Origin of the sequence: Proteus sp. G2675, assembly GCF_963886535.1 — a bacterium.
GTDB classification, from domain to species: Bacteria; Pseudomonadota; Gammaproteobacteria; order Enterobacterales; family Enterobacteriaceae; genus Proteus; species Proteus mirabilis.
The window spans coordinates 1-24,693 of the sequence record NZ_CAWPCB010000041.1 but is presented as its reverse complement, the minus strand read 5'-3'; the positions used below and the strand labels follow the sequence as shown (position 1 = coordinate 24,693).

20 protein-coding genes and 1 pseudogene are annotated in these 24,693 nt (G+C 40.4%); 6 read left to right on the top strand and 15 right to left on the bottom strand.

Going from position 1 to position 24,693, the window contains the following annotated elements; translation table 11 throughout:
* Positions 1 to 139 precede the first annotated feature (139 nt).
* Positions 140 to 658 carry a ClbS/DfsB family four-helix bundle protein gene (locus AACQ49_RS15570; RefSeq protein WP_000115888.1) on the top strand — a complete coding sequence of 173 codons (519 nt, stop codon included), beginning with the start codon at positions 140 to 142 and terminating at the stop codon, positions 656 to 658.
* A 249-nt stretch (positions 659 to 907) separates the two neighbouring features.
* Here AACQ49_RS15570 and AACQ49_RS15565 read toward each other — a convergent pair whose 3' ends face one another.
* The 5 genes from AACQ49_RS15565 to dnaB-PI all read right to left on the bottom strand — a co-directional run bounded on the left by AACQ49_RS15565 (position 908) and on the right by dnaB-PI (position 6,735).
* Positions 908 to 2,203: an STY4528 family pathogenicity island replication protein gene (locus AACQ49_RS15565; RefSeq protein ID WP_004245773.1), complete on the bottom strand. Its 1,296-nt coding sequence runs from the start codon at positions 2,201 to 2,203 to the stop codon at positions 908 to 910.
* A gap of 126 nt (positions 2,204 to 2,329) precedes the next feature.
* Positions 2,330 to 2,614 carry a ParE family toxin-like protein gene (locus AACQ49_RS15560; RefSeq protein WP_004239737.1) on the bottom strand — a complete coding sequence of 95 codons (285 nt, stop codon included), beginning with the start codon at positions 2,612 to 2,614 and terminating at the stop codon, positions 2,330 to 2,332.
* Positions 2,604 to 3,194, bottom strand: coding sequence for a DUF2857 domain-containing protein (locus tag AACQ49_RS15555; protein ID WP_000235333.1), 591 nt, complete (start codon positions 3,192 to 3,194; stop codon positions 2,604 to 2,606). The genes AACQ49_RS15560 and AACQ49_RS15555 overlap by 11 nt, the downstream gene beginning before the upstream one ends.
* Positions 3,195 to 3,718: 524 nt before the next feature.
* On the bottom strand, positions 3,719 to 5,368 hold the full coding sequence (locus AACQ49_RS15550; protein ID WP_046335350.1) for a ParB family protein: 1,650 nt from the start codon (positions 5,366 to 5,368) through the stop codon (positions 3,719 to 3,721).
* Between the two features lie 14 nt (positions 5,369 to 5,382).
* Positions 5,383 to 6,735, bottom strand: a complete 1,353-nt coding sequence (gene dnaB-PI / locus AACQ49_RS15545) for an SPI-7-type island replicative DNA helicase (protein ID WP_046335349.1) — start codon at positions 6,733 to 6,735, stop codon at positions 5,383 to 5,385.
* A 211-nt stretch (positions 6,736 to 6,946) separates the two neighbouring features.
* Here dnaB-PI and AACQ49_RS15540 point away from each other — a divergent pair, with 211 nt between their 5' ends.
* On the top strand, positions 6,947 to 7,378 hold the full coding sequence (locus AACQ49_RS15540; protein ID WP_001095747.1) for a hypothetical protein: 432 nt from the start codon (positions 6,947 to 6,949) through the stop codon (positions 7,376 to 7,378).
* A gap of 77 nt (positions 7,379 to 7,455) precedes the next feature.
* On the opposite strand, the gene AACQ49_RS15535 is transcribed toward AACQ49_RS15540, so the two are convergent.
* The 6 genes and pseudogenes from AACQ49_RS15535 to AACQ49_RS15510 form a co-directional block, all read right to left on the bottom strand.
* On the bottom strand, positions 7,456 to 8,328 hold the full coding sequence (locus AACQ49_RS15535) for a ParA family protein (protein ID WP_000196965.1): 873 nt from the start codon (positions 8,326 to 8,328) through the stop codon (positions 7,456 to 7,458).
* Between the two features lie 468 nt (positions 8,329 to 8,796).
* On the bottom strand, positions 8,797 to 9,045 hold the full coding sequence (locus AACQ49_RS15530; protein WP_004247373.1) for an IS3 family transposase: 249 nt from the start codon (positions 9,043 to 9,045) through the stop codon (positions 8,797 to 8,799).
* Between the two features lie 219 nt (positions 9,046 to 9,264).
* Positions 9,265 to 9,537: a transposase gene (locus AACQ49_RS15525; protein ID WP_036905867.1), complete on the bottom strand. Its 273-nt coding sequence runs from the start codon at positions 9,535 to 9,537 to the stop codon at positions 9,265 to 9,267.
* 226 nt (positions 9,538 to 9,763) lie between these two features.
* On the bottom strand, positions 9,764 to 10,033 hold the full coding sequence (locus tag AACQ49_RS15520) for a hypothetical protein (RefSeq protein ID WP_004252392.1): 270 nt from the start codon (positions 10,031 to 10,033) through the stop codon (positions 9,764 to 9,766).
* Between the two features lie 3 nt (positions 10,034 to 10,036).
* Positions 10,037 to 10,603, bottom strand: coding sequence for a hypothetical protein (locus AACQ49_RS15515; protein ID WP_004247372.1), 567 nt, complete (start codon positions 10,601 to 10,603; stop codon positions 10,037 to 10,039).
* A 72-nt stretch (positions 10,604 to 10,675) separates the two neighbouring features.
* Positions 10,676 to 11,405, bottom strand: a pseudogene (locus tag AACQ49_RS15510) (TIGR03747 family integrating conjugative element membrane protein).
* Between the two features lie 358 nt (positions 11,406 to 11,763).
* Here AACQ49_RS15510 and speFL point away from each other — a divergent pair.
* The 4 genes from speFL (at position 11,764) to AACQ49_RS15490 (ending at position 16,607) form a co-directional block, all read left to right on the top strand.
* On the top strand, positions 11,764 to 11,871 hold the full coding sequence (speFL, locus tag AACQ49_RS15505; RefSeq protein WP_107034653.1) for a leader peptide SpeFL: 108 nt from the start codon (positions 11,764 to 11,766) through the stop codon (positions 11,869 to 11,871).
* A 374-nt stretch (positions 11,872 to 12,245) separates the two neighbouring features.
* Positions 12,246 to 14,408 (top strand): ornithine decarboxylase SpeF, encoded by a 2,163-nt coding sequence (gene speF / locus AACQ49_RS15500; RefSeq protein WP_161779148.1) that lies wholly within the window; start codon positions 12,246 to 12,248, stop codon positions 14,406 to 14,408.
* A gap of 63 nt (positions 14,409 to 14,471) precedes the next feature.
* The gene (gene potE, locus AACQ49_RS15495) at positions 14,472 to 15,800 is read left to right on the top strand and encodes a putrescine-ornithine antiporter (RefSeq protein ID WP_004247370.1); all 1,329 of its coding nucleotides are present in this window, start codon (positions 14,472 to 14,474) and stop codon (positions 15,798 to 15,800) included.
* Between the two features lie 129 nt (positions 15,801 to 15,929).
* On the top strand, positions 15,930 to 16,607 hold the full coding sequence (locus tag AACQ49_RS15490) for a TetR/AcrR family transcriptional regulator (RefSeq protein ID WP_161779147.1): 678 nt from the start codon (positions 15,930 to 15,932) through the stop codon (positions 16,605 to 16,607).
* Positions 16,608 to 16,874: 267 nt separating this feature from the next.
* Here the strand turns inward: AACQ49_RS15490 and AACQ49_RS15485 are convergent, their stop codons facing one another.
* The 4 genes from AACQ49_RS15485 to AACQ49_RS15470 form a co-directional block, all read right to left on the bottom strand.
* On the bottom strand, positions 16,875 to 18,134 hold the full coding sequence (locus tag AACQ49_RS15485) for an HlyD family type I secretion periplasmic adaptor subunit (RefSeq protein WP_001985443.1): 1,260 nt from the start codon (positions 18,132 to 18,134) through the stop codon (positions 16,875 to 16,877).
* A gap of 19 nt (positions 18,135 to 18,153) precedes the next feature.
* Positions 18,154 to 20,316, bottom strand: coding sequence for a type I secretion system permease/ATPase (locus tag AACQ49_RS15480; protein ID WP_161779146.1), 2,163 nt, complete (start codon positions 20,314 to 20,316; stop codon positions 18,154 to 18,156).
* 24 nt (positions 20,317 to 20,340) lie between these two features.
* Positions 20,341 to 21,594, bottom strand: coding sequence for a TolC family protein (locus AACQ49_RS15475; RefSeq protein ID WP_001985440.1), 1,254 nt, complete (start codon positions 21,592 to 21,594; stop codon positions 20,341 to 20,343).
* Between the two features lie 104 nt (positions 21,595 to 21,698).
* Positions 21,699 to 24,693, bottom strand: a 2,995-nt coding sequence (locus tag AACQ49_RS15470; protein ID WP_237612828.1) for a beta strand repeat-containing protein, incomplete at its 5' end; no start/stop codon positions are given.

Genomic DNA, 24,693 nt, shown 5'->3' with positions numbered 1-24,693 from the left:
GCATTGTTTCCACCGGAAACATCAGTAAATAGTTAAGGGTCTTCCTCTGTTGTAAGGGGAGTAGTACAGTACCTAATTGATTTATAAACACCATACAATGCATTTATGGTGTCTTATTTTAAATAAGAGGAAATTCTTCATGAGTGTGCCACAAACAAAAGCTGAGCTGCTTTTAGCTATTGATAAAAGTTTTAGTAAATTAATTAGTTACCTCAACGCAATCCCGCCAGAAATGACTTCAGATAACTCAATGGATGGACACGCCAAAGGAACGAAGATAAGTGTTCATGACCTTGTTTCATATCTGCTTGGATGGAATGCTCTTGTTGTAAAGTGGATCACTTTTGATGCTAAAGGTCTGCCTGTCGATTTTCCGGAAACTGGCTATAAATGGAATCAACTTAGTCTTCTTGCTCAAAAATTTTACTCAGATTACAGTGAGTTAAGTTATGAATTGTTAGTAGCTGAACTTCAGGCTGTAAAAAATGAAGTTGTGAAACTTATTGATGAGCGTACCGATGATATTTTGTATGGAAGACTATGGTACACAAAATGGACGATGGGGAGAATGATCTCATTTAACACATCTTCGCCTTACGCCAACGCTAATGGAAGATTAAGAAAGTGGGCAAAAAACAATAAGATCAGTTTAAAGTAAATATCAGAGTGAAATTATATGTACGAAAATATCTCTATGCCCATATCGTTAACCAGACTGCTCCATAGCTTGTTAAATTCTTTACTCTCGATGATGCAGATTTCGTTACGGAAAGCGAAATATCGCGTTCCGGACCTTCCTACCCGGATAAGAAAAACCCAATTTTTAAACACTGTTTCCAGTGGAAACACCGGTTAAGTTTTGAGCACTGTTTCCAGTGGAAACACGGGTGATTTATTGAATACGCCTTCATTGCTCATTGGATATCCCTATGAGCGTACGGCGAAAACGCTGAAGGTACTGACGTGCAATATCAGGGGCACCCATCCCCCCCTGAGACGCCTTACTTCTCTCCGTTCTCTCCGGTTTGGTTTGCGTGTGCTGTGATACATCCGGAGTACCTGACATTTTCTGTAAAGACGCACTTTTCATCCCCGTTTCTGCTGGGGAAACGGAGTGATATCGCCCTTCACGGGCTGCCTTTAATAGCTGCAAGGCATACCCCACCGGATTACGTACACTTCCTGTCCTCACCCCCTGTGTCAGTTGCTGCACAATCGATATTGCGGCTTCTTCCGGCAACGCCTGTAACTGTTTTTCCAGCATCTGCCGATCATTCTCATCAATCCACTGATGCAGCCCCTGCACCTGAGTACCCGATAAATATTGCTCTCCCTGATCTACGTACGTATTTTTTACACTCTGTGTAAAAGTATTACGTACGTAACAGTTCGATTTTCGTACCCCTGAATCAGACTGGGTTTGTGTACTCAGTTCGATTTTCGTACCCGGTTTTTTTTCATCATTTTTTTCCCTGAGTTCGATTTTCGAATCCGGTGTTTTACACTGGGCTCGATTTTTTTTATGTTTACCCGGATGAAGTTGTGCCGTCTGCCCATTGAGTATCCGGCGTTGCCTGTCTGCCAGCGCTTCCGGTGTCTGAAGACTTTCAAGCCGCTGCTCAATGAGTTGCATTCTGGTATGCTGATGTCGCATTGACGGCTCGGTTTTCAGGGCAGTCAGCGCAGCGCGGGCCACGCACCGCACACTCTTATTTTTGTGATAACAACTTTTTTCCAGTACATCCATCCAGCGTGGATCTAATGTCTCTGCATCAAATGCATTCACCGGCTCATCATGTAACATATAGATATTTCCTCTGATACGCCCCCGTTTATCCCTGACCCGATGGCATAAACTGAGCCAGCCCGTCAGCCTCAGCATTAACAGTGCCCTGCTGACCGTTTCCCGCGAGGCTTTATCGCTGTGGGGTGTGGCTAACTGGAGTTGTAAGTCATCATAGGTCGGAAATACGGCCCCCTCATTTTGCTGAGCATGAAGGCGGATCATCATCCAGGTCAGTTTATCAACCGGGGAAAGTCGGGATTCCAGCAATAATTGCCGGGGGATTGCATCATGAACATTGCCGGCGTAAATCAATCCACTGCGCAGTGCCGTGCCGGGCTGGCTGTGTTGCCGGTGATGCAGTTGCTGCCGCATTTTTTCTAATGAAAACTGAATAATACTGTCCGGAGGAAATTGCATCTTATGCCCCACACAAAAATAATTTCATGCCTGAATACACTTATAGCTGCCTCCTCCGGTGAAAATACCGCACCGTAAAGAGGCAGTCTCAATATACTGAGGATCATGATGTTGAATATTCTGCCCTTACCGGCTAATCATCTTGTTATAACGTTCATGGCTCATCAGCTTCCAGCTTTGCCCCTGGTCCATACTGAGCAGACGCCAGAATGCACCAATATCAATTTTCAATACCGGGTAAACACCGCCCTTTTTTCCACCGCATTTCACTTTTTTACAAAGTCGTTCTCCCGAAAAATAACGTAGCAATAACCCGTTTGCCTTCCGCTGAATATGCTCCGGAACAGGCGTGACACATTCCGGAAATATCCGGGCGGATTGATGATGACTGATATTCCTGTTATCCGGCATGATATTTCCCCCTGTCAGCTGAATTCAGTATGCCGTCCCGGTGCCATTCCTGAACCGAATTCCATACCGTGGTCAGAGAGACATTCATTTTTTCGGCACAGGACACCATGATCTGAAGACAATCCGGATCATCCGGCTCCGGCATGCCCTCCTCTTTCCAGCGATACCATAATTCCGTTTGCTGCACATCTGACAGCCGCTGTGAACGGCCAGCATTTCCCCGGATCCCGGACAAACGCCGACGGGCTGACACCTCCAGTGACGTCATGCCAAAATACTGATTCAGCAAATCGATGGATGCCCCCAGTCTCAGACAGCGTTCAATCATCTGATTTTGACGGTGAACTTCTTTTGCCCGGGTCAGTAATAACCGTAAATTCTCCCGGTGGATCTGGCAGGTAATAATGGAGACCGGACTTTGAGAAAGATAATGCAGATCTTCAATGGTTAAACTGTTCAGTAACCGGATCTCATTGTCCGTCAGTCCCAGCGCCTCACAACGCCGCAGATTTCCGCTTTTTATTTCCATCACCAGTTCTGTCAGCAGATGATTCCCTGCCTGTGCTAATTGAGTCGCCATTACAGCCTCCTGTATTATTGAAAGCCTGCCAGAGTGTAAGTATCCACTGTAACACGTAATTCCGGTGCCATAACTCACGGGCTTTATTTGAAAGCAATACTTCTGCCCCTGCTTTTTGTCTCATGGTGCGCATATATTTTCGCCACGCCCGGCGCCGGCTCTGATAATACCGGGACCATATAAAACCCAGTAATTCCGCAGACAATTCAGCCTGCCGGCCTTTACCGGTAAAACACACCTCAATATAAGGTTCTCCGGCGGTCCCGGTTTTCCGCAGTGCATAACGGCAACGGCAAATTTCCGCACTGAACAACACCAACCGCCACCAGTCCGCATCCTGATTTTCCGGTGGACGGACAGAAAACCGGAAAACCTTATCATGCTCATATTTCCGGCTCCCGGCCCGGAATAACCGGCAGATATCCATCAGGCGCTGTATCACTTCCTGCTCATAACCGGTCTTTGCCCGCCCCCGGTTCAGGGGCAGATAACACGCCAGCGCCTCCGGCGATAAGGCGGTGCTTTTATTCCCATTCCTCTTCATCATTCACATCCAGATCAACATCTCTTTGTTTGGCATACAAACAACGCAACAAGTACATCAGTTTCATCCATGTCATAAACTGGGTATCATTCAATACCGGCGACATACCGGGCTGATATCCCCCCGTCAGCAGGGCTCTGAGGGCATCCGGAATATCATCATGGGACTCATCAGGTTCTGAGAAAACCGTCATCACACGCCCCAGCACCGAATGTGCTGACAACGTAATAAATCCCGGAGAATGCACCCCGGAAGCCGCCATAAAGGCGGAAGATAAATCCAGCTCATTCCCTAATTCAAACAAAGTACGGTAAATTTGCGTCTGAAGATGTTCAATATCATCCAGATGTGATGCCACCGGCCAGAGATCCTGACACGTCAGTGCCGTCACCGCATGACCGGAGACGGGCGCCTCCACCGGTGTGACATGCTCCGGGTTATTCGTGACAAACAGACTTCCGCCATCGACAGGCTCAATATCCGCCTCGTCGGTATCCCCGCTCAGCACAGGTGCCCCGCCGTATAAATCCGTCTGGATCTCCACAACCGGACGGGATTTTTTCTTTTCAACGACAGGAGATACTGAAGCCTCCTGACCTGAACCAGAAGATAGGGGCTCCGTTAACAAATCCTCTGCCGAAAAACCGGAGGTCATACCGGTAGGTACGGTTTCTGAATGCGCGGTTGTTGTATCACCCTCACTCTCCACCGGCGCAGTCAATTCCGGCTTTGTGCTGCGTCTGCCTTTATTGACCTTCAATTCAAATACCCAACGTTCATAATCCACACCGGCAACAGAACACTCCCTCAGTAGCCGGCCAATCAGTTCATCCAGAAACACGTCATAATCAAAAACATCATGGTTATCTATTTCTGTGCATGTCCTTTCAAAACATCCCAGAAAATCACAGGCTGGATCCGGCCCGTCATACTGAAAAAGAAACGAATCCGCTACCCGTTTTAATGTCGAACGCACGGACAATAATTGCTCAATTTGGGGTCTTCCCAGCCCGTTTTCCAGTAAACGGGGCATATAAGGTAATAAAACAGAAACAGTATCTTCCATCTTACTGATGTGTGAAATGCTGACAGGTAATCCGTCCGCCGTCATGCGCTGAGCGAATGCCCGGAGTGATAATTTTTTCCCCAGCGTTTCCTCATACAGAGAACGCGCCACACAAATCCCTTGTGCTTTTTCCAGAAACGTTAACTCCCCTCTGACTTCATTCTCCGCCAGATGGCCAATCAAACACTGCAAACGCCCCGGCCAGGGTTTAAATAACACATGAAGGCGGAAGAAACGCTCATCCTGTGTCTCCTGCCACAACTCAGAGAGGATCTGATAGCGCGTATTTCCGCCGTCACTGAAGATATAAAACTCACTCCCCGGTGCTTTGGTGACTTTAGGGACACTGTCCAGTCCGCGTGCCCGAATGGAACTCTTGATTTCCTCATAACGCGGGTTTCTGCCCTGACGTGGGTTATCCGGATTTGGCTGAAGTTGCTCAAGTGTTAATATCATCGGCATTTCAGACACCGGATTGACGTGGGCATTATCGGATAACGGGGAACTGACAGGATTTCCTCTGAGAAGCGCCTGACCGAGTTTATGCTGTAAATCTGTTTTCATTCTTCGCCTCTCCCTTAAAAATAATATCCCTGAGGAAAATCACTGAACTGGGTATACATCCCGTTAAACTGCACTTTCACCGTCCCCAGCGGTCCCTGTCGTTGCTTACCGATGATAATTTCTGCCACACCTTTGTCCGGTGAGTGTTCGTGATACACCTCATCGCGGTACAAAAATAAAATCAAATCCGCATCCTGTTCCAGCGAGCCGGAATCCCGTAAATCCCCGTTTGTCGGGCGCTTATCTGCACGTTGCTCCAGTTGCCGGTTTAGCTGGGAAAGGGCCACCACCGGACACCCGAGTTCTTTCGCCAGTGCTTTCAGACTACGGGAAATTTCACTGATTTCCTGCGTCCGGTTTTCCTGTTCAGGACTGCGCATCAGTTGAAGGTAATCCACAATAATCAGTCCCGGCGTACCCACTTTACGGCGGTAACGCCGTGCCCGGGCACGTAACAGGGAAGGTGTCATATTACTGGTATCATCAATCACCAGACGCTCCCCCCATTCGGCAATCTGTGACATGGCACCACCAAGACACTCCCAGTCATTTTCTTCCAGAGACGCACTGCGGATAGCCGTCAGTGAGACATTGCCCAAATCACTGAGTAAGCGCTGCATGATTTGTTCCGCCGGCATTTCCAGACTGAAAAAAAAGACCGGTTTTTCTGCCAGACGCAGGGCATTCTGTGCAACGGTCAGCGCCAGTGCCGTTTTCCCCATCGACGGCCGTGCGCCCAGTAACACCAAATCGCCTGCCTGCAAACCACAGGTTTTTTCATCCAGCTCACTGAACCCCGTTGGCGTACCGGTTATCCCTTTTGCACTTAATGCCTCCTCCAGATGCTGAACAACATTATTTAAAATATCGAGCAACGACGGGGAATAAGCGGGCAGCCCTTTTTCTGACAGCTGAAACAGCCGCTGTTCAGCCTGCTCACATAACGCCGGTATATTTGCCTGAGCCGCCACACTCTGGGTGGCCAGCAGATTCCCGAGCATCATCAGACCACGGGCACGGCTGCGATCCACGACAATCTCCGCATAGCGGACAATATTGGCCGCACTGGGGGTGTTTTTGGATAATTCCGCCAGATAAGCAAAGCCCCCCACCCGCTCAAGCACGCCGTCTTTTTCCAGTACATCACTGAGGGTGATTAAATCTATCGGGCTGTTTATCTGACACAGGGCGGCCATTTTCTTCCAGATTTCCTGATGCGCTCTGGAACAAAAATCCTCCGCCTGTAATAACGGCGCCACTTCATCCCAGCGGTCATTATCCAGCATCAGCCCGCCCAGCACGCTCTGCTCCGCCTCCGGTGAGTACAGAGTTTCAGGTAATACAGCAGAAGAAGACTTTTTATGCATTGAAAAGCCCTCCGTTAATCCGAAATGCCCTGTTCCCACCGTGTAAATAAATTATTTTTTTTGGAATATGAATTGTTGGTGTCGGACGAACAGTCGTCAGAGATAAGCTCCCTGTGACTGCCCGACTATTTTCGGACCGGTAAGTTTGGCGACCCCGGTCTGAACGTACAGGCAGCCTATTTTTATCCATAACACACCTAAAGGAACATTTATGAATACAAACTATCAACTGCCGTCCGACATTGATTACATTGGCATTTTTGACAACAACACCGATACGGGCGAAGCCCGTTTTGACTTGTATGTCAAAACCTTCCGGAGTATGACCATGAAAATGACTGAAGAAAGCAATTCCCGCCAGAGTCTGTTCCGCCTGCAATGGCTGGGTGACTGGCTGGCTGAAATGTATGGCTGGAAAATGCTGAATCCCGATATCACTCCCCTGAATGCTATTCACAGCTATCTTATTCTTCGCGATAACCTGCCGGCAGCTCAGGTGGCAGGCATGACAACAGAACAGATACATCTGGCGCTGACTGAAGAGTGGGGCACATTCAAAGCTCGTAGAGGGGCAAAAGACTTTTTGCGCAGAGTCGAAAAACGCCCGGACTCTCTTGACGATCCTTTCCGGGAAATACATTAATTCTGATCGGGCTGGCAGTATCTGCTGCCAGTCCACGGTTAGACTGAACGGGAAAAAACAGGAGAATACCTTGATATTCATGGACGCACCTCCCGTTTCAGCACATCATCAAAACGGGTTTTCCATTCCGGAAACAGCTCTGAAACAAGATGATGCATAATGACTGCGGCTGCCGGTGTTTTACGCTGAGTCCGGTATTCCAGACGATGCACCGGTTGTCCCTGTGCATGACCATTTTTAAATATTTCCAGTTTGGGAACAGCGGTTTTCAGTAACGAAAGAGAAATCGACTCCGCAAAGGGGTACGCTTTTTGGTCAATAATCTGAGTTAATTCAGTCAGTGTTGCACGATCTAACACCGTATCTTCAACACAATTAGCAAGAATACGTATTGCCGGCAGGGGAATTCCGTAAGCCGTCAGCGGCACCAGCCCGCCGATTAATCCCAGTGTTCCCCGTAAAAATTCACGCGTATCCGGCAAAATAGGTTTGATTATCCCGACAGCATAATCGGTGGCAGCTAACAAAATGGTTTCCAGCATCACCGAAGCCGCGCCTTTTGAATCAATGATAATAACATCGTAAGAAGCGAATAACGGATGTTGCAGAATATTACGCAGACGCATTCTGCCGTCAGGTGCATGCAATATAGCCGCAGGGAGACGATCATGCGGATCGTTAGAAATGATGATATCCAGATTAGGGATAACGGAGCGTGATATGATGGTATCCGGCCGGGAAAGATCGGTCAGTTGCATTAACAACTCAAACAAGCCGTTTGGTGCTTCATATTCAAGTTTAAACAGACTGCTGGCTGTCGGCTGGGAATGATCGCCGTCGATCAACAGGGTTTTTAACCCTGCATCAGCACAAAAACCCGCAATATTGCTGGCTTTGGTTGACTTTCCGGCTCCGCCTTTTGTTGATATAATTGGAACAATTCTGGTCATTTTCTCACTCAGCATACTCTGGGTGAGAAGTCAAAAAAAATAATTACATTAGTGAATTACATCAAGCTTTTTAACTAGGGGATTGAAAATCCCCGTGTCCTTGGTTCGATTCCGAGTCCGGGCACCATATTTCTTTTGTTCGTCAGTGAGTTAAATCACTGAGAGGGCAAACAAGAGTTGAAAAATAATATAATTTGGCACAGTCACTTTATGTTGAAACTCTTAAACTAAACAGTCTTGCTCATACCAAGGCTGTTTTTTTTTATTTGTCACTTTTACTTTCTTTCCTAATCACTATCACTGTCAAATCTAGATACTCCTCCTGTTATTCTTATCAGATCAATTCCGCTTCAAGTATATCTCGCAAGTTATCAACACTTTCATCAATGTATTCTAATGTCGATGTAATACTGGCATGCCCTAATTGTTCTGCACAACTAAATCTGCCGTCATTCGTTTATCGATGTGTCAACCCGCAATACGGCGTGAGTATAAGTCCATCACGATGACTAAATACACCCAGCCCTCCCCTGTTTTTAAATAGGTCACATCACCCGCCCGCACTTCGTTAGGTGCGTGAGGATTAACATTTTGATTTAACAAATTATCGACTACCGCATCACTGTGTTTGCGTTTTGTGGTGACTTTGTAAGCAACACGCTGAGTGACGACTAGGCCAAGCTGAGCCATTAGCTTTTGAACGCCATAAGCACTCACGCTAAAGCCCTCTTTGCATAACCGTTTATGTCACGTTATGTAACCTAAGCTATTTCGACTCTGTTCAAAGATAGCTTTGGTTCTGCGGTGATCAATTTTGCTGGGCGTTTAAGCCAAGCGTAGTAGGCAGAACGACTTATTTTCATTAACTTACAGAGCTTCTGCACGGGAAACTGAGAAGATAATTGCTTAATCGTTTTAAACGTTACTTGGTTTCCTTTAGCTGGAGGGCGCTGCTTTTTTTAGGATTTCTTTCTCCATCCTAAGTTCTTTATTTTCTTTTCGAAACCTTAATAGTTCAGCTCTCTCATCGGAATTCAAGCTACTACCGGATTGCTCAGCGTCGAATTTTGCTTTCCAGTTATAAAGTAATTTATCGGTGATCCCTAAAGAAGCTGCCGCTTTTGGGACGCTATAACCTTGTTTTGAGACTAATGCGACCGCTTCTTGCTTAAACTCAAGAGTATAAACTCGGTTTGTTCGTTTTTTCATTCAACACTTCAATAGTTAAATTATATTCCATTATTAAAGTGTCTTGTTTGATTAAAGCAGATCAATTAGGCAGTCGCTAATCCTTCAACACACATTGTTGCCGTAAGAAAATATCAAGAGCTTGAGTAATCAGAAATTAATTTTGTAATTAAAACCACTAGCTACACCATAGATATGCAAAAAGAGAGTCTAAACTCTCTTTTTCTGTATCCAATAACTATTTATTTTATGAATGATTTACTGATTTTATAGATTTCAATAAAGCATTAAAAACTTCATTCTGTGATGCTCTGATCCTTTTTCCTTTTGGAGTAACAAAGGTCACTTCTTTTCCACTACGACTACAAACAGTACTAACAGTACTTCCATCTTCTCTAGTCTGAATAATGTGTGGCGTTTGGAAAAACGAAGACTCAGGCGTAACAGATTTTCCTTTTCTGGTTACCATACCCAACTCCTTAGTTTGCCATGTTGATTGCATTATAGTATCGCTCATAAATCACTCACTATCAACTGAGCGGTTATTTTGCTCAAACCAATTTAATAAATCTTCTGCTGAGCGGTAAAGTATTTCTTTTGAACCATCACCAGTTAAATCCTGAAAACCATGTTTTTCAACATAGTATGTTGCAACACTTTCATTTATAGGAAACATGAGCCGTACACCCGTCCCTTGTGTCAGTAACAGAAAAAACACTATGGTATAAAGCATAAACTTAAGCGTATTTCCATCAAGAATAGATGGTTTAATTTGAAAGTTCTGAATCATTTCAATATTCAATACATTATCAGAGCAATATTCACAAATGCAGGCTCCAGCAGGCCTATTTTGCATATCTAAAAACTTAAAACAAAAGCTAAATCCATTATCATTTTGAAATGTTTGTCCTGCGTGATCCCAAGGAAGTTGCCTCTCTGGCGGAAAATTTCTAGTACTTGCAATACACCATGCTAAGTCTGATTCATTTAATAAATATGCCATAAAAGATTGCTCAGACTGTTGAAATAACTCATTAGTTAATCTAATTGCCTCCTCACCACACTCTCGTATTGTTAACTCAGGCATCAGCAACTCCATCGCATCTTAATCTTAATCTTAATCTTAATCTTAATCTTAATTAATAAAAAGGAATAATCCCTACAAATACTTTTTAAAACACCCTATTGTCACAGAAATAGCTATCCCTATCAAAAAGATAGAAGGCAACAACAAGAAATTCGGATAAACTGCAAATGGCAATGATAAATACAATACACAGAGGATATAAATTGCGGGCTTGATTATTCGCTTAGCATGATGATAAACAAAACTAGATTCATAAGCTGCACCATATCGACGTAAATCACGTCTGACCAAACCATCAACAACGGCGACTATTATCACTAAGATAAATAATGGAATTGATAGCACGAGAATAGTGACTCGCATTATCACTATTTGTAAAACAAAGAATGTTGCCAGTAAATATTGTTCTCCTATTTGGAACGCTTTTATTGCTCCTACATTAATCCCATCAGTAACACCATTACCCGTTTTTATAGCGAATAATGGCATCTTCAGCAAATTATCCTGTATCCCTTGTGAAAAATCAGTGATCCAATAAATTGTTGTTATCACTGGTGAGAATACAAATATACTTTGTGTAAAACTCTCAGCAAAATAAGTTCGTTCAATCAGCATAATTTGGTAACTATGTTGCGCTCCCTCTTTCTCCCAAAAGAAGAAAATACCGATATATTCCAATACCAAACTAAACAAAAGTGAAACCAATAATCTGCCAAGGTATATCCCACAATAATATGGTAAAAAAGCCACGCTTTTTTAGTGATGCAGGCAATGGTGTTGATGATGTATTTAACTGTGACATATAATTTTTTAAATTCACTGATTAGCAAGAACGCTATCAGACCACCAATTATCACTAGTTTTATAAGCAAAATAAAAAACATTTATTATATTTATACAAACAACCAACCCTATACATTCATAATGAAAATATTTTATATTTATTATATTGCTATTTATAATATAGACTTAGCGACTATATTAATTATAAGTTCTCTTATTAAAAACAAAACAACAAATAATTAACAAGCAACATATTAATTAAAGGCAAAACTATTCTTAAAATGATATATTTTGATCTATATCACAGTATAATTCGGGTGTTTAATTATATTAATTTATAGTTGTTATATAGGTCTTAATAATTAACGGATGCGAAAATGGAAAATAATAATCGATTTTGGCCACATATAAGACGTATTACACATATAATGATGTTTTCACATCGTTCATGTTTTGATTTTAATCTTTTCAACGCTCAAAGATAATCTCTCTATTGGCATCCATCACGTGGTTTGCATATTACCAGCGTATGGATAGTCAACCTCTTTACCATTATAAATCACATTTTATGTGACTATAATGAATTCTTATTGATCATTCATATTCCTGGTTTTTATGCATAGTAATGTGCAGTTAATTAGTTCTTATTATTGGTAATTTTGCTAAAAACATATTACTAAAATTATAAAAACCATCATTCTATACATTATTTTTATACGTGATGACATAAATATAAACGTGATTTTTATAACTCGACACTCTATCGAGGGAAAAAACTCGCATTTATAAAAATAAAAAAACTGAAATATTTTTACTTAATATTTCAGCGGGAATTTTTTACCAAAAAAAGGTATTAAAAATGAAAAGTTATAAAATAGCGGTCAGCTACGATATGTCTGACTATATTTCAACCCACCGTGAATGTGTCGATATTCTACATACTGATTTTTCTGATGTTGCCGTGATTGTTATTTCACTTAATGACATTCAGAATGGAAAGCTTAATTTAATTGAACAAAATAGCTTTGAACAGCCTATTTTTGCCATTATTAATAAAGATGAAGTTATCCCTGCTAATATTATTAATCGATTAACTGGTGTAATTGATTTAAATAAAAAAAATAGTGAGTTATATAATAAACAACTAGAAACTGCAGCGTTAAAATATGAAGAGAGTCTATTACCTCCTTTTTTCGGCAGCTTAAAAAAATACGTTGAACAAGGAAATTCAGCTTTTGATTGTCCTGGGCATCAAGGAGGTGAATTTTTCCGCCGTCACCCTCTAGGTAACCAATTTGTCGAGTATTTTGGTGAAAACTTATTCCGCTCTGATTTATGTAATGCCGATGTTTCTATGGGTGATCTGCTGATCCACGAAGGTGCCCCATGTGCCGCACAACAACATGCAGCAAAAGTCTTTAATGCCGATAAAACTTATTTCGTTCTTAATGGTACATCTTCCTCCAATAAAGTCGTTCTTAATGCCTTATTGGCACCAGATGACCTAGTATTATTTGATCGTAATAATCATAAATCAAACCATCACGGAGCATTAATTCAAGCAGGAGCAACGCCTGTTTATCTTGAAGCTGCACGTAACCCATTTGGGTTTATCGGTGGCATTGATGCTCACTGTTTTGAAGAAAAATATCTTCGTGAACTCATCAAAGAAGTCGCCCCTACACGCGCAAATGAAAAGCGCCCTTTCCGCCTAGCCGTTATCCAATTAGGTACCTATGACGGAACAATATATAACGCACGTCAGGTAGTCGATAAAATCGGACATTTATGTGACTACATTTTATTTGACTCCGCGTGGGTGGGCTATGAACAGTTTATCCCAATGATGAAAGATTGTTCTCCACTTCTACTTGAACTGAATGAAAACGATCCGGGGATCTTAGTCACACAATCTGTACATAAACAACAAGCGGGATTCTCTCAAACCTCACAGATCCACAAAAAAGATCGCCATATTAAAGGTCAAAAACGCTATGTAAATCATAAACGTCTCAATAACGCCTTTATGATGCATGCCTCAACTAGTCCATTCTACCCATTATTTGCAGCTTTGGATGTGAATGCAAAAATGCATGAAGGTGAGTCAGGTAAACGTTTATGGATGAATTGCGTAAAAACAGGGATTGAAACCCGTAAATTACTCCTGAAATCCTGTAAACATATTCGCCCGTTTATTCCAGAAACTATCGATGGCCGTGCATGGGAAGATTTTGATACTGATGAAATTGCCAATGATCTCCGATTCTTTAATTTTGTTCCGGGAGAGCGCTGGCACTCATTTGAGGGATATGAAGAAAATCAATACTTTGTTGATCCATGTAAATTACTACTAACCACCCCAGGTATTAATGCCAAAACAGGAAAATATGAATCATTTGGTGTTCCTGCCACCATTTTGGCGAACTATCTACGTGAAAATAACATTATTCCTGAAAAATGCGATCTTAACTCCATATTATTCCTGCTAACGCCTGCAGAAAGCATGGCGAAAATGCAGCATCTGGTCGCACAAATTGCTCGCTTTGAACAATTACTGGAACAAGATGCCCCACTGAAAGAGGTACTTCCATCAGTATATCATGCCAACCAAACACGTTATCAAGGATACACCATCCGTCAATTGTGCCAAGAAATGCATGATATGTATGTGAAATTTAATGTAAAACAACTGCAAAAAGAGATGTTCCGTAAATCACATTTCCCACAAGTCAGTATGTTACCTCAAGAAGCCAATATCGCTTTTGTGCGTGGCGAGGTGGAGTTAGTTGCCGTGGAAAAAATTGAAGGCCGTATCGCCGCCGAAGGTGCTCTACCTTATCCACCAGGAGTACTGTGTGTAGTGCCAGGGGAAATTTGGGGTGGCTCTGTACAGCAATATTTTCTAGCGCTAGAAGAAGGAATTAATCTATTCCCGGGATTCTCACCGGAATTACAAGGTGTATATATCCGCAATGATGAGGACGGTCGTCTGCGGGCATATGGCTATGTAATTAAGCACTGAGTTAATTAATTTATGCGTGACGGAGTGTGAATAAGCATGCTCCGTCAGCCGGAGAGTAAAACGATGAGTACTTCAAAAAATAAAATGAGTGTATTGCAACTCACTATATTAACTGCGGTGAATATGATGGGTTCCGGTATTATTATGCTACCGACCAAACTAGCCGAAGTAGGAACCATTTCTATTTTATCTTGGATTGTCACTGCAGTCGGCTCTATGGCTCTGGCCTATGCATTTGCTAAATGCGGTATGTTTAGCCGTCGTAGCGGAGGAATGGGAGGGTATGCCGAGTATGCCTTTGGCAAATCGGGGAATTTTATGGCCAATTATACCTATGGTATTTCCCTGTTAATTGCCAATGTCGCTATCGCAATTTCTGCTGTGGGTTATGGTGCCGAACTGATGGATGCGACAATGACTCCGTTAGGTATTTGTATTGCAACGATTGTTGTATTGTGGATCTGCACAATAGCAAATTTTGGTGGTGCGCGGATCACCGGACAAATAAGCAGCATCACTGTCTGGGGGGTGATCATCCCTGTTGTGGGTATTTCAATTATTGGCTGGTGGTGGTTCAATCCTGAACAATACATTAACTCTTGGAATCCACATAATTTTCCATTCTTTGAAGCCGTAGGCTCTTCTATTGCCATGACCTTATGGGCATTTTTAGGTATGGAATCAGCTTGTGCCAATAGTGAAGCAGTTGAAAATCCTGAAAAGAATGTTCCTATTGCTGTATTAGGTGGCACATTAGGTGCAGCCGTTATTTATATCGTATCAACAAATGTTATCGCAGGTATTGTGCCAAATATGGATCTGGCAAACTCTACCGCGCCATTTGGCTTAGCCTTCTCCCAAATGTTTACCCCAGGTGTTGGGAAAATCATTATGGCGCTAATGATTATGTCTTGTTGTGGATCTTTACTTGGCTGGCAGTTCACCATCGCACAAGTATTTAAGGCGTCATCGGATTCTGGTTATTTTCCAAAAATATTTTCTGCAGTTAGCAAAGCTGACGCCCCAGTAAAAGGAATGTTAGTTATTGTTGTTATTCAATCTGCACTGTCACTGATGACCATCAGCCCATCATTAAATAAACAGTTTAATGTACTCGTCAATCTAGCAGTTGTGACTAATATTATTCCTTACATCCTTTCTATGGCGGCAATGATTATTTTACAAAAAGTCGCCAAAGTGGAACCTCATAAAGCGAGAACCAGTAATATCATCGCATTCATTGGGGCCATTTATAGTTTCTATGCTCTGTATTCATCTGGTGAAGACGCCGTAATGTGGGGGGCATTAGCCACATTCTTGGGATGGACACTATATGGTTTTGTCTCCCCACGATTTGAAATGAAACAAAACCAAGACCTAATGACAAAATAACACACGCTATTCGTTATATTCCTCCCGCATAAAATTTCAGCGGGAGGGACTTTTCTCACAACAAAATAATCAGCATTGACAGGTACTTAATAAGCTACCTGTATGCTCCCCTGTCGTGGAGATAGCAAAATGATGATATCAGAAATCACCAAACCGAAACGAGGACGTCCCCCCAAAAATCATAGTCCTAATACAGATGTAAAAAATATAGTTATTCAAAGTGGTATAGAAATGTTTGCTGAAAAAGGCTATATCAGTTCAGACATTTGTAAGATATTAGAAAAAGTTGGTATCCCGAAAGGATCATTTTATTATTACTTTGGTAGTAAAGAAAAATTTGGTTTAGTCGTCATCCAACATTATGACAACTTTATTTCTAAGCAACTAGATAACTATTTGTCTTATACTGCATTACCTTTCCCCAAAAGACTATTAGCATTTTGTCACATGATAAAATCAGAAATGGAAAAGTATCATTGGCAACGAGGATGCTTAGTAAGTAATCTCATACAAGATATTGTTAATTTACCCATTAGCTATTATAAAATACTGAATAATGTGATTTCTGGATGGCAGAAAAAGGTAGAAAATTATCTTCTAGAAGCACAAAAATATAAGTTTATAGCTGAAAATATTGATTGTAGACAAATGGCTATTTTTTTCTGGATGGGTTGGCAAGGAGCAATAATGCAAGCAAAACTAACCCGCTCTAATCAGCCACTAGATATATTTATCTCTATTTTTATGGCGCAGGTGTTTGGTATTCCTCAACATGAACTAGAAATTACTAAAAATAGAATAATTTAATATCTCTATACTTAATATACTGAGTTTATAATTAACTAATAGTTAACTATTATTTATAACAGAAAATTAGATTAATATATTCAAATGATAAATATATCATCATCTAAATAATATATTGAATTAAAAACTGTTTCGTGAGAGAAAATATATACTAAAACTCAACTTTAAACATCCATGTAAAAATCTTCTTATTTAATAAATAGTATATAGGTAATAGCTTGATAACAGGTCATAACTGCTTCTATGATAGTTATGACCTCAAAATTATTACCGCTCTTGTAATGCCTGCTTCATTCTTGTTATAGGTTTGATCAAATATTGGAAAACCGTTTTCTCACCTGTTTTAATATCAACACTGGCGATCATACCCGGAATAACAGGAAGCTCTTTTCCATTTTTATCCGTAAGATGACTACTTTGAGTTGTGACCAATACGCGATAAAAAGCTTCATCTTGATTAAGTTTTAAATCACTAGGTCTTTTTTGATCATGCAATGTATCTGGGCTTACCAAAGTCACGACGCCTTCTAACCCACCATAAATCGCATAATCATAAGCAGTCAATTTTACTAATGCAGGCATACCTGCACGTACATAGGCCACATCTCGAGGACTAATATAAGCTTCAACTAATAACTGATCTTCTAAAGGAACAATTTCCATTATATCCTGCCCTGCTGAAATTACTCCACCAACTGTATTAATACGGATATTTTTCACAATACCTCTTAATGGTGCACGTATTAAAGCACGTTCAACAGGATCAGCTCGCCCAGCCATATTTTCCCTTGCTTGAGCTAATTCCGCTTCTGTTTTAACTAATTCAGCCCCAGCTTCAGTTAAATATTTATTTTTCTTTTCATCTATTTGTAATTGAATATCGGCTGATTGCCTCTCCATTCTTAATAATTCCACAGCAGACATTGCACCTTGTGCAACTATTGGCTTAGTGATAGAAATTTCTCGGTCTAACAATGCTTTACTTTGTTGTAAATTGTCTATTCCTGATTTCAATGCGTCTTTACGTATCTTGTATACTGTTGTTTCACGAGTTACTAATTCTGTTGATAAACCTTCTGGAAAGCTAAGCTCAGTAGAATAAGCCTCCGCTTTAAGTCGTGCTCGTATTGCTTCTAGATTAGCAACTTTTGCTTCACTTTCTCTTAAGATAGCCGATGTTCGAGTATCATCTAGCGTTAATAATACTTGACCTTTTTCAACTATATCCCCTTCTTTAACTTGCATACTTTTTAATATGCCAGCATCCAATGTTTGGATTATCTGCTCGCGACTGCTAGGAATAATACTGCCTTGACCACGAGTTACCTCTTCAAGATTACTATTCCATGCCCAAATAACGAAAATAACCATAAAGATCAGCAATATTGTGATCATCATAAAACTTTTATGATGTTTTTCATTCTGAAGTGCTGCATGCAAGTCATTTAGAAGTGCTAAGTCCTTATTAGAAAGAACCTCTTTAGTATGACTTGAAGGCATCAGGTGTTTTTTATTTAGTTCATTCATTTCACATTCCCAATCTTACTTATCTATTTTGGTTTTTTGAGTGAGCAGTTATTTGTTTTTCTGTTTCATTTTTAGCTAACTGCTGTAAAACCGCATCTCTGGGACCATCCATCACAACTTTGCCGTTATCAACAACAATTATTCGATTGACAATACTCAGTACCTGAGGTCGATGAGTAACAACCAATAATGTCTTTGAGCGACACCATGCTGAAATGGCATTTAATGCCTGAATTTCTGAATATTGATCAAGCCCCGTTGTTGGTTCATCAAGTAAAACAATTTTGGGATTTCTCAACGTCATTCTAGCCAAAGCAACAATTTGTTTTTGTCCACCAGAAAGACCTAACCCATTTTCTCCCAAGGACATATCTAATCCCCTAGGATGCTTTTTAATAACTTTATCCAAACCAAACCGCTTCAGTGCCACAATCAAATCTTGATCACTAGAGAAGCCATCCATACGGTCTAAATCAAGATTTTCTCTTAAACTACCTAAAAATAACCTTGGCTCTTGTTCTAATAACAAAACCTGATTACGCAAATAATGAGGATCTATTTGGCGAATATCGACATCATCTAGTGTGATACTCCCTTGCTCTGCAGGATATAATCCAGCTGCTAATTTTAAAGTCGTTGATTTACCACTGCCAATACGCCCAAGTATTCCAACTTTTTCACCTGACTTTATTTCAAATGATAAATTTTTCACTACACTGCTACTATCTTGGTTATAAGCAAATGAAACATTTTGGAATTTTATATTTCCATTTATTTGTTTTAACGTAATATATTTCCTAGCTGGTTCACGTTCTGATGGTCGCTCAACAATGCCATTAACACCTTTTAATGCGACCCAAGCCTGTTGAAAGCGCACAGCTAAACCCGCAATCTGTCCTAATGGTGATAACGCTCTACCAGATAAAATAACCGTTGCGATTAACGCCCCCATTGTAATTTTACTTGCAGGATCATCGCTATGAATCAAATAAGTACCAATAATAACTAAAAATATCGTATTTAACTGTTGCATCATTACTGCAAAATAAATAACAAAATTACTGATGTTTTTAACTTTCATTGATGAAGATGCTGTTTTTGCTGTGTAATAATCCCAACGCTTTTGCGCCCAATTCATGGCATTATTCGTTTTTAATGTTTCTATGCCTTCAATCGCTTCTACAGCTAATCCTTGCCTTTGAGATGATTCCTTCATCGATTCATTAATATATTTGGATAAAGGGATCTGAGCTAAAAGTCCGACAATAATAACCAATGGAATTATAGTAAGTGGCACAAAAGCTAAATAGCCTCCAACAAGCGCAATTACAGATACAAATAAAATTAAAAAAGGCATATCAACTAATGTTAATAAACTCGCGCTCGTCATAAAATCACGGACAGATTCAAAATCTCGTAAATTATTAACATAGGAGCCAGATGATATAGGTTTTTCCTGTAACTTAAGATTTGTGACCTTTCTAAATAAAGCAGAACTGATAATTAAATCAGCTTTCTTACCAGCAATATCAGTTAACCGGCCTCGGAGCATTTTAGCTGTAAATTCAAATAATATTGCAATAATTACCCCGATACTTAAAACCCAGAGTGTTTGATATGACTTATTAGGTATTACTCTGTCATAAACATTCATGACATATAATGAACTAACAAGTGCCAAAAAATTAATAACAAAAGTAGCAAGAATGATTTGATAGTAATACTTTTTAAAGCGCCATATAACTTTAAAAAACCATGCTTTAGGCATCGTATATTCAGGCAATTCTGAACGAACATCTTCTGTAATACGTGGCTTAATGAACCAGCAATAACCTAAATATTTTTCACTTAATTCAGATTGTGTTAACCATATAGATAAACCATCTACTTGCTGAATTTTATATTTACGTTGTCCAGTTTCATCAAATGAAACTTCGGTTAAAACAGCACTCTCTTCATTTTTTAATAATAATAATACTGGCATAGCTAGAGAGGGAATATCATCTAATAATCGTTGTGATAATGTATTTTCAAATCCTTCACTTTTCAGATATTCAACCAGTGATGAAAAATCAATTCCCATCTTTGTAGTACGGATTGTATGTGCAGTCAGTGTAGCCACAGATAAATGTGTGCCTAATAACTGGGTTGTAAGAGAAAGACCTTCTATGATCAATTTCATAACTACAATATTTACCTTAATTTATTAGTGAGTGTGTGAATTAAGTGCCCAGTGCGAAAGTTTTCCTTGTGCATACAAATAATCAAGCATCCCGTACCTAAGATCACTCAATGTCGTGGCATAAGATAATTCAACATCAGATAACTCTTTTTCTGCATTCAAAACATCTAACAAAGAACGGCGTGCAACATTAAATTGCAATTGATAAAAATCGACTACTTTTGTCGATGATAAAATTTGTGCATCTAATATCTTCAATTTTTGAGTACTTTTTTGGATATTAATTACTGATAAACGTCTTGCTTCTTCAATATCTCTAATCACTCTCTCCATTCTCTGTTGTGCCGCGTTTAATTGACTTACTTTTTCATCAATAGAATATAATGATGAAAAATTAATAATGTCCCATGTCACATCAATGCCTATCTGACGATCATCTTTAGTTATATTTCCAGTTAAATTAATTCTTGGTAATTGTTTTTTATTTTCTACTTTAACGCCCATTTTTTTAGCATCGATATCAGCCTGACTCACGAGATAAGCTGGATTTTGATTATTATTTTCCGCAGTGAATTCGCTATACATATCACTGACCGTCATTCCATCAAAAGGATTGACAAGATCGCTTTCACCAACGGGGAAACCCGTATATTTTGATAACGTACTTAACGTTGTCATTAATTCTTTTTCATAATAGTTAATATCTTGTTCTACTAATATTTTTCTTGCTTCTGCCTGAACATATTCAGAAACACGCCCTTCATCATTACGGGCTATCACATTTAATTCAGATATAATCTTATTATGTCTATCTAAACTTTTTTTCTTTACCGCAATAGATTCTTTAGCTAACAATGCTTTTAAATAGAGATCTGATATGGTGTAAGCGACATTTTCTTTCGTTTCGCTATATTTAAATTGATAATAGAGTTGTTCTTTTTCATTACGTTCAACATCATTTTCTATTCCACCGAAAGAATAGATATTTAATTCACCTCGTAATCCTGGAATAAAACTATTATTGTCATAGTCGCTTTTATCTCTATGATATTGTCCTAATAATTTATTTCCAGTTACGCTTATTACGGGAAAATGTTGAGCTCTAGTCTGATTAACTTTTGCAACGGCTATATCTATATCAGCTTTAGCTTCTAATAACTCAGGCGCATTATTTAATGAATTATTTAATATATACTTTAAAGAGTTTGCATGTGAATTAAATAATACACCTCCTAAAATAACAAACGTTATTATTTTGAGTTTATTTATAGAAAACACAGATATTACCTCTAATAAGAAAATATAATCTAAATATAAAAGTTTTATGATTAGATAATAAGGCTGCCCGAAAGAGCAGCCTTAGATTTAATTACAACAGATAATTAAATAACACCTCCATTATCGATAATATTATTATCAATATAGACATTAGCACCACTTGCACTGCTATAAAGAGTGTAAGTATGCTCAGTACCATCTAATGCGGTTGCTTTTGTTGTAGTGGCAGTAGCTGTAAATGTACCTAAACCTCCAGCACCATCGGCACCTAAATCCACCTTATCATTAGCATCACCGGAAATATAAATCGTTGAATTTGCATTCATTCCCAACACATCAGATGCGGTTAACTTAATAGTCTGAGAGCTATTGTCCACTTTCAACTCACTGTTAACCGTCATATCGACTTTTTCGAAATTAGCAATACCTTCATCAGTCTTAGTGGCCATATTTACCGTAATCGTACCTGATAAGACTAAAGTATCAGTTCCCTCTCCCCCATTAATATATCCCTGATTACCTATAGGTGAAGGATCATAATCTTTTGTCAAAATCACAGTATCATCGCCAGCACCCGCATCAACTGTCAGATTTTTACCAATTGTGCCTAATTTTATGGTGTCATTGCCATCTTCACCATTCACTAATGTCGCGCTAACAGAATCCCCCATAACACCAGCTGTAGCATCAAACACATCATCTCCTGCCCCTAGTGAAATAGTTGTGTTATACGCACCTTCAGTGACAGTAACCGTATCATTGCCATCCCCCATAGAAACAGTGGCACCACCATAAATCCACCCAGCAGTTAGAGTGTCTGTATTATCACCAACAGAAACATTACCAGTCAGATTTTTAGTGATAGTGATATTATCACTACCATATCCACCTAAAATTTCACCGGAGACAGAACCATAAATAGTGACAGTATTAACATCTGTGACCGCATCAATGTTATTGTCATTACCTAAACTTAAATTACTGCCATCCTGATAAACAGAAAGATACTCATTTGGCATATTTGACTTATCTTGAGTACCACTACCCAGATCTAATAAACCGGACAATTCGGTATTATTTTGATCATTGGCATCACCTTGAGTAAAGGTATCACTACCTGAGCCAAGATAGATTTGACCAGCATTGGTTACCCCTGTACGTTTAATCGTAACGGTATCATTACCAGATTCCATAAAGAGATAACTACCAGCATACATAGAACGTAACGCTGTATTCATGCCGTCCATAGTAAAGGTATCATTACCTTCACCAGCATAGACTCGTGTATTGGTTAACATATTACCGCGGATCACCATCAGGTCATCACCAGCACCTAAATCAACAGTTGTAATACTTTGATTACCATCTGTTTTTGTACCATCAGGCCCATTATCCTGCGAGTTAGCAAGATTGCTGTATGATGAAGTTTCGCTACCATCCTGATAATAACCAACATAAATCGTATCATTGTAATCTGTCGTTAGCTTAGGATCCTTTTTACCGCTATCAACTCCGATGGTATATCCAAAGTCCCCATTTTCAGCCACTGATGAGGATAATGAATACTTCAGTGTAAAATCGCCGTCCAGATTACGTAATGAAATAGGGTTGCCATCATAAATAACCCCTGTAGCAGAAGCACCTGCATTATTTACTGTATCAGTTACAGCGGTAGCGTTATTAGATGTTCCAGTAATGGTTGCAACAACTTTCTCCATACCTTCAGCATTAAATGCATTTTGGTTAGCTTCCATTGTTGGATCAACTATAAATGAAACACTCTTAGATCCAGCAGGAATAACAACCGTTACTGTTGAAGCTCCATCATAGGTTACTTTACCTGTGTCCCCATGTAGGGCGATTTTCCCATCATGCTGAGAGCCTGCAAGCGTTGAATAATCCGGCGCACTTGCATGACCAGCATCATTTGTTAAGGTTATGGTTACGGTCACATCCTGTGCTGCAACATAATCTAGAGCAACGGTATATACTAATCCGGTAGTATCATCCTTGTCCTCTATTGTTGCAGGAACTTCTGTTATTTCACCCGAAACAGAAGCATCAGCACTAATCTTATCTCCATTGTCATTTACTGATGTTGTATCAACACTAATACTCACTGTCGGTAACACATCTGTTTTGGACGTTGCTGTTGCTGGAGCACTTTCATTACCGCTTGGATCTTTAGCTATTGCGGTTACTTCACTGTTATCTTTTACATTATCAGATGGAATAGCGGTGTTATTGCCCTGACTGTCTGGGATCAAATTAGGATCACTAGATGTCCAACCATTATCCCCTTTCTCCATTGTTACAGTCTGTTTATCCCCTTTTTCATCTTCAAAGGTAATTTCTACCGTATCGCCTTTGTTGGCATCCCCTGGCAGTTCAACAGAAACAGAGCCATTATCCTCAGCATTTAATACAGGGGTAGATGGGGCAACGGTATCTACAGTGAAGTCCGTTGCTTTACCTTCACCACTCGTGTTACCTGCGGGATCTGTAATTTCTGCTTTAACAGAATAATTACCATCCGGAGTTGCTTTATCTGCAGGGATAGTCACATCGGCTTTACCTGCCGTCACTTCATCTGCAGTCAGTGTGTGTTCAACGGTGTCGGTTGAGCCGTCTGGTTTAGTAATAGTGAGCGTCAGTGTGTCACCTGCCGCACTACCTCCCGGTACAGTCACTTCGGTCTGTACGCCATCTTTTAGCTCGTCAGCATTTACCCCGTCCGTAGCTTCTGGAATGGTCACTACCGGTGTGGTATCCACCGTACCATCACCGTCAGTATCGCCTGGGATTTGCGTATCAACCATAAAGTCCGTAGGTTTACCCTGACCACTAGTATTACCTGCCGGATCAGTAATTTCTGCGGTAACAGAATAATTACCGTCTGCTGTCACTTTATCTGCGGGGATAGTCACATCGGCTTTACCTGCCGTCACTTCATCTGCAGTCAGTGTGTGTTCAACAGTATCGGTTGATCCATCTGGTTTAGTAATAGTGAGTGTCAGTGTGTCACCTGCCGCACTACCTCCCGGTACAGTCACTTGTGTCTGTACGCCGTCTTTTAGCTCGTCAGCATTTACACCGTCC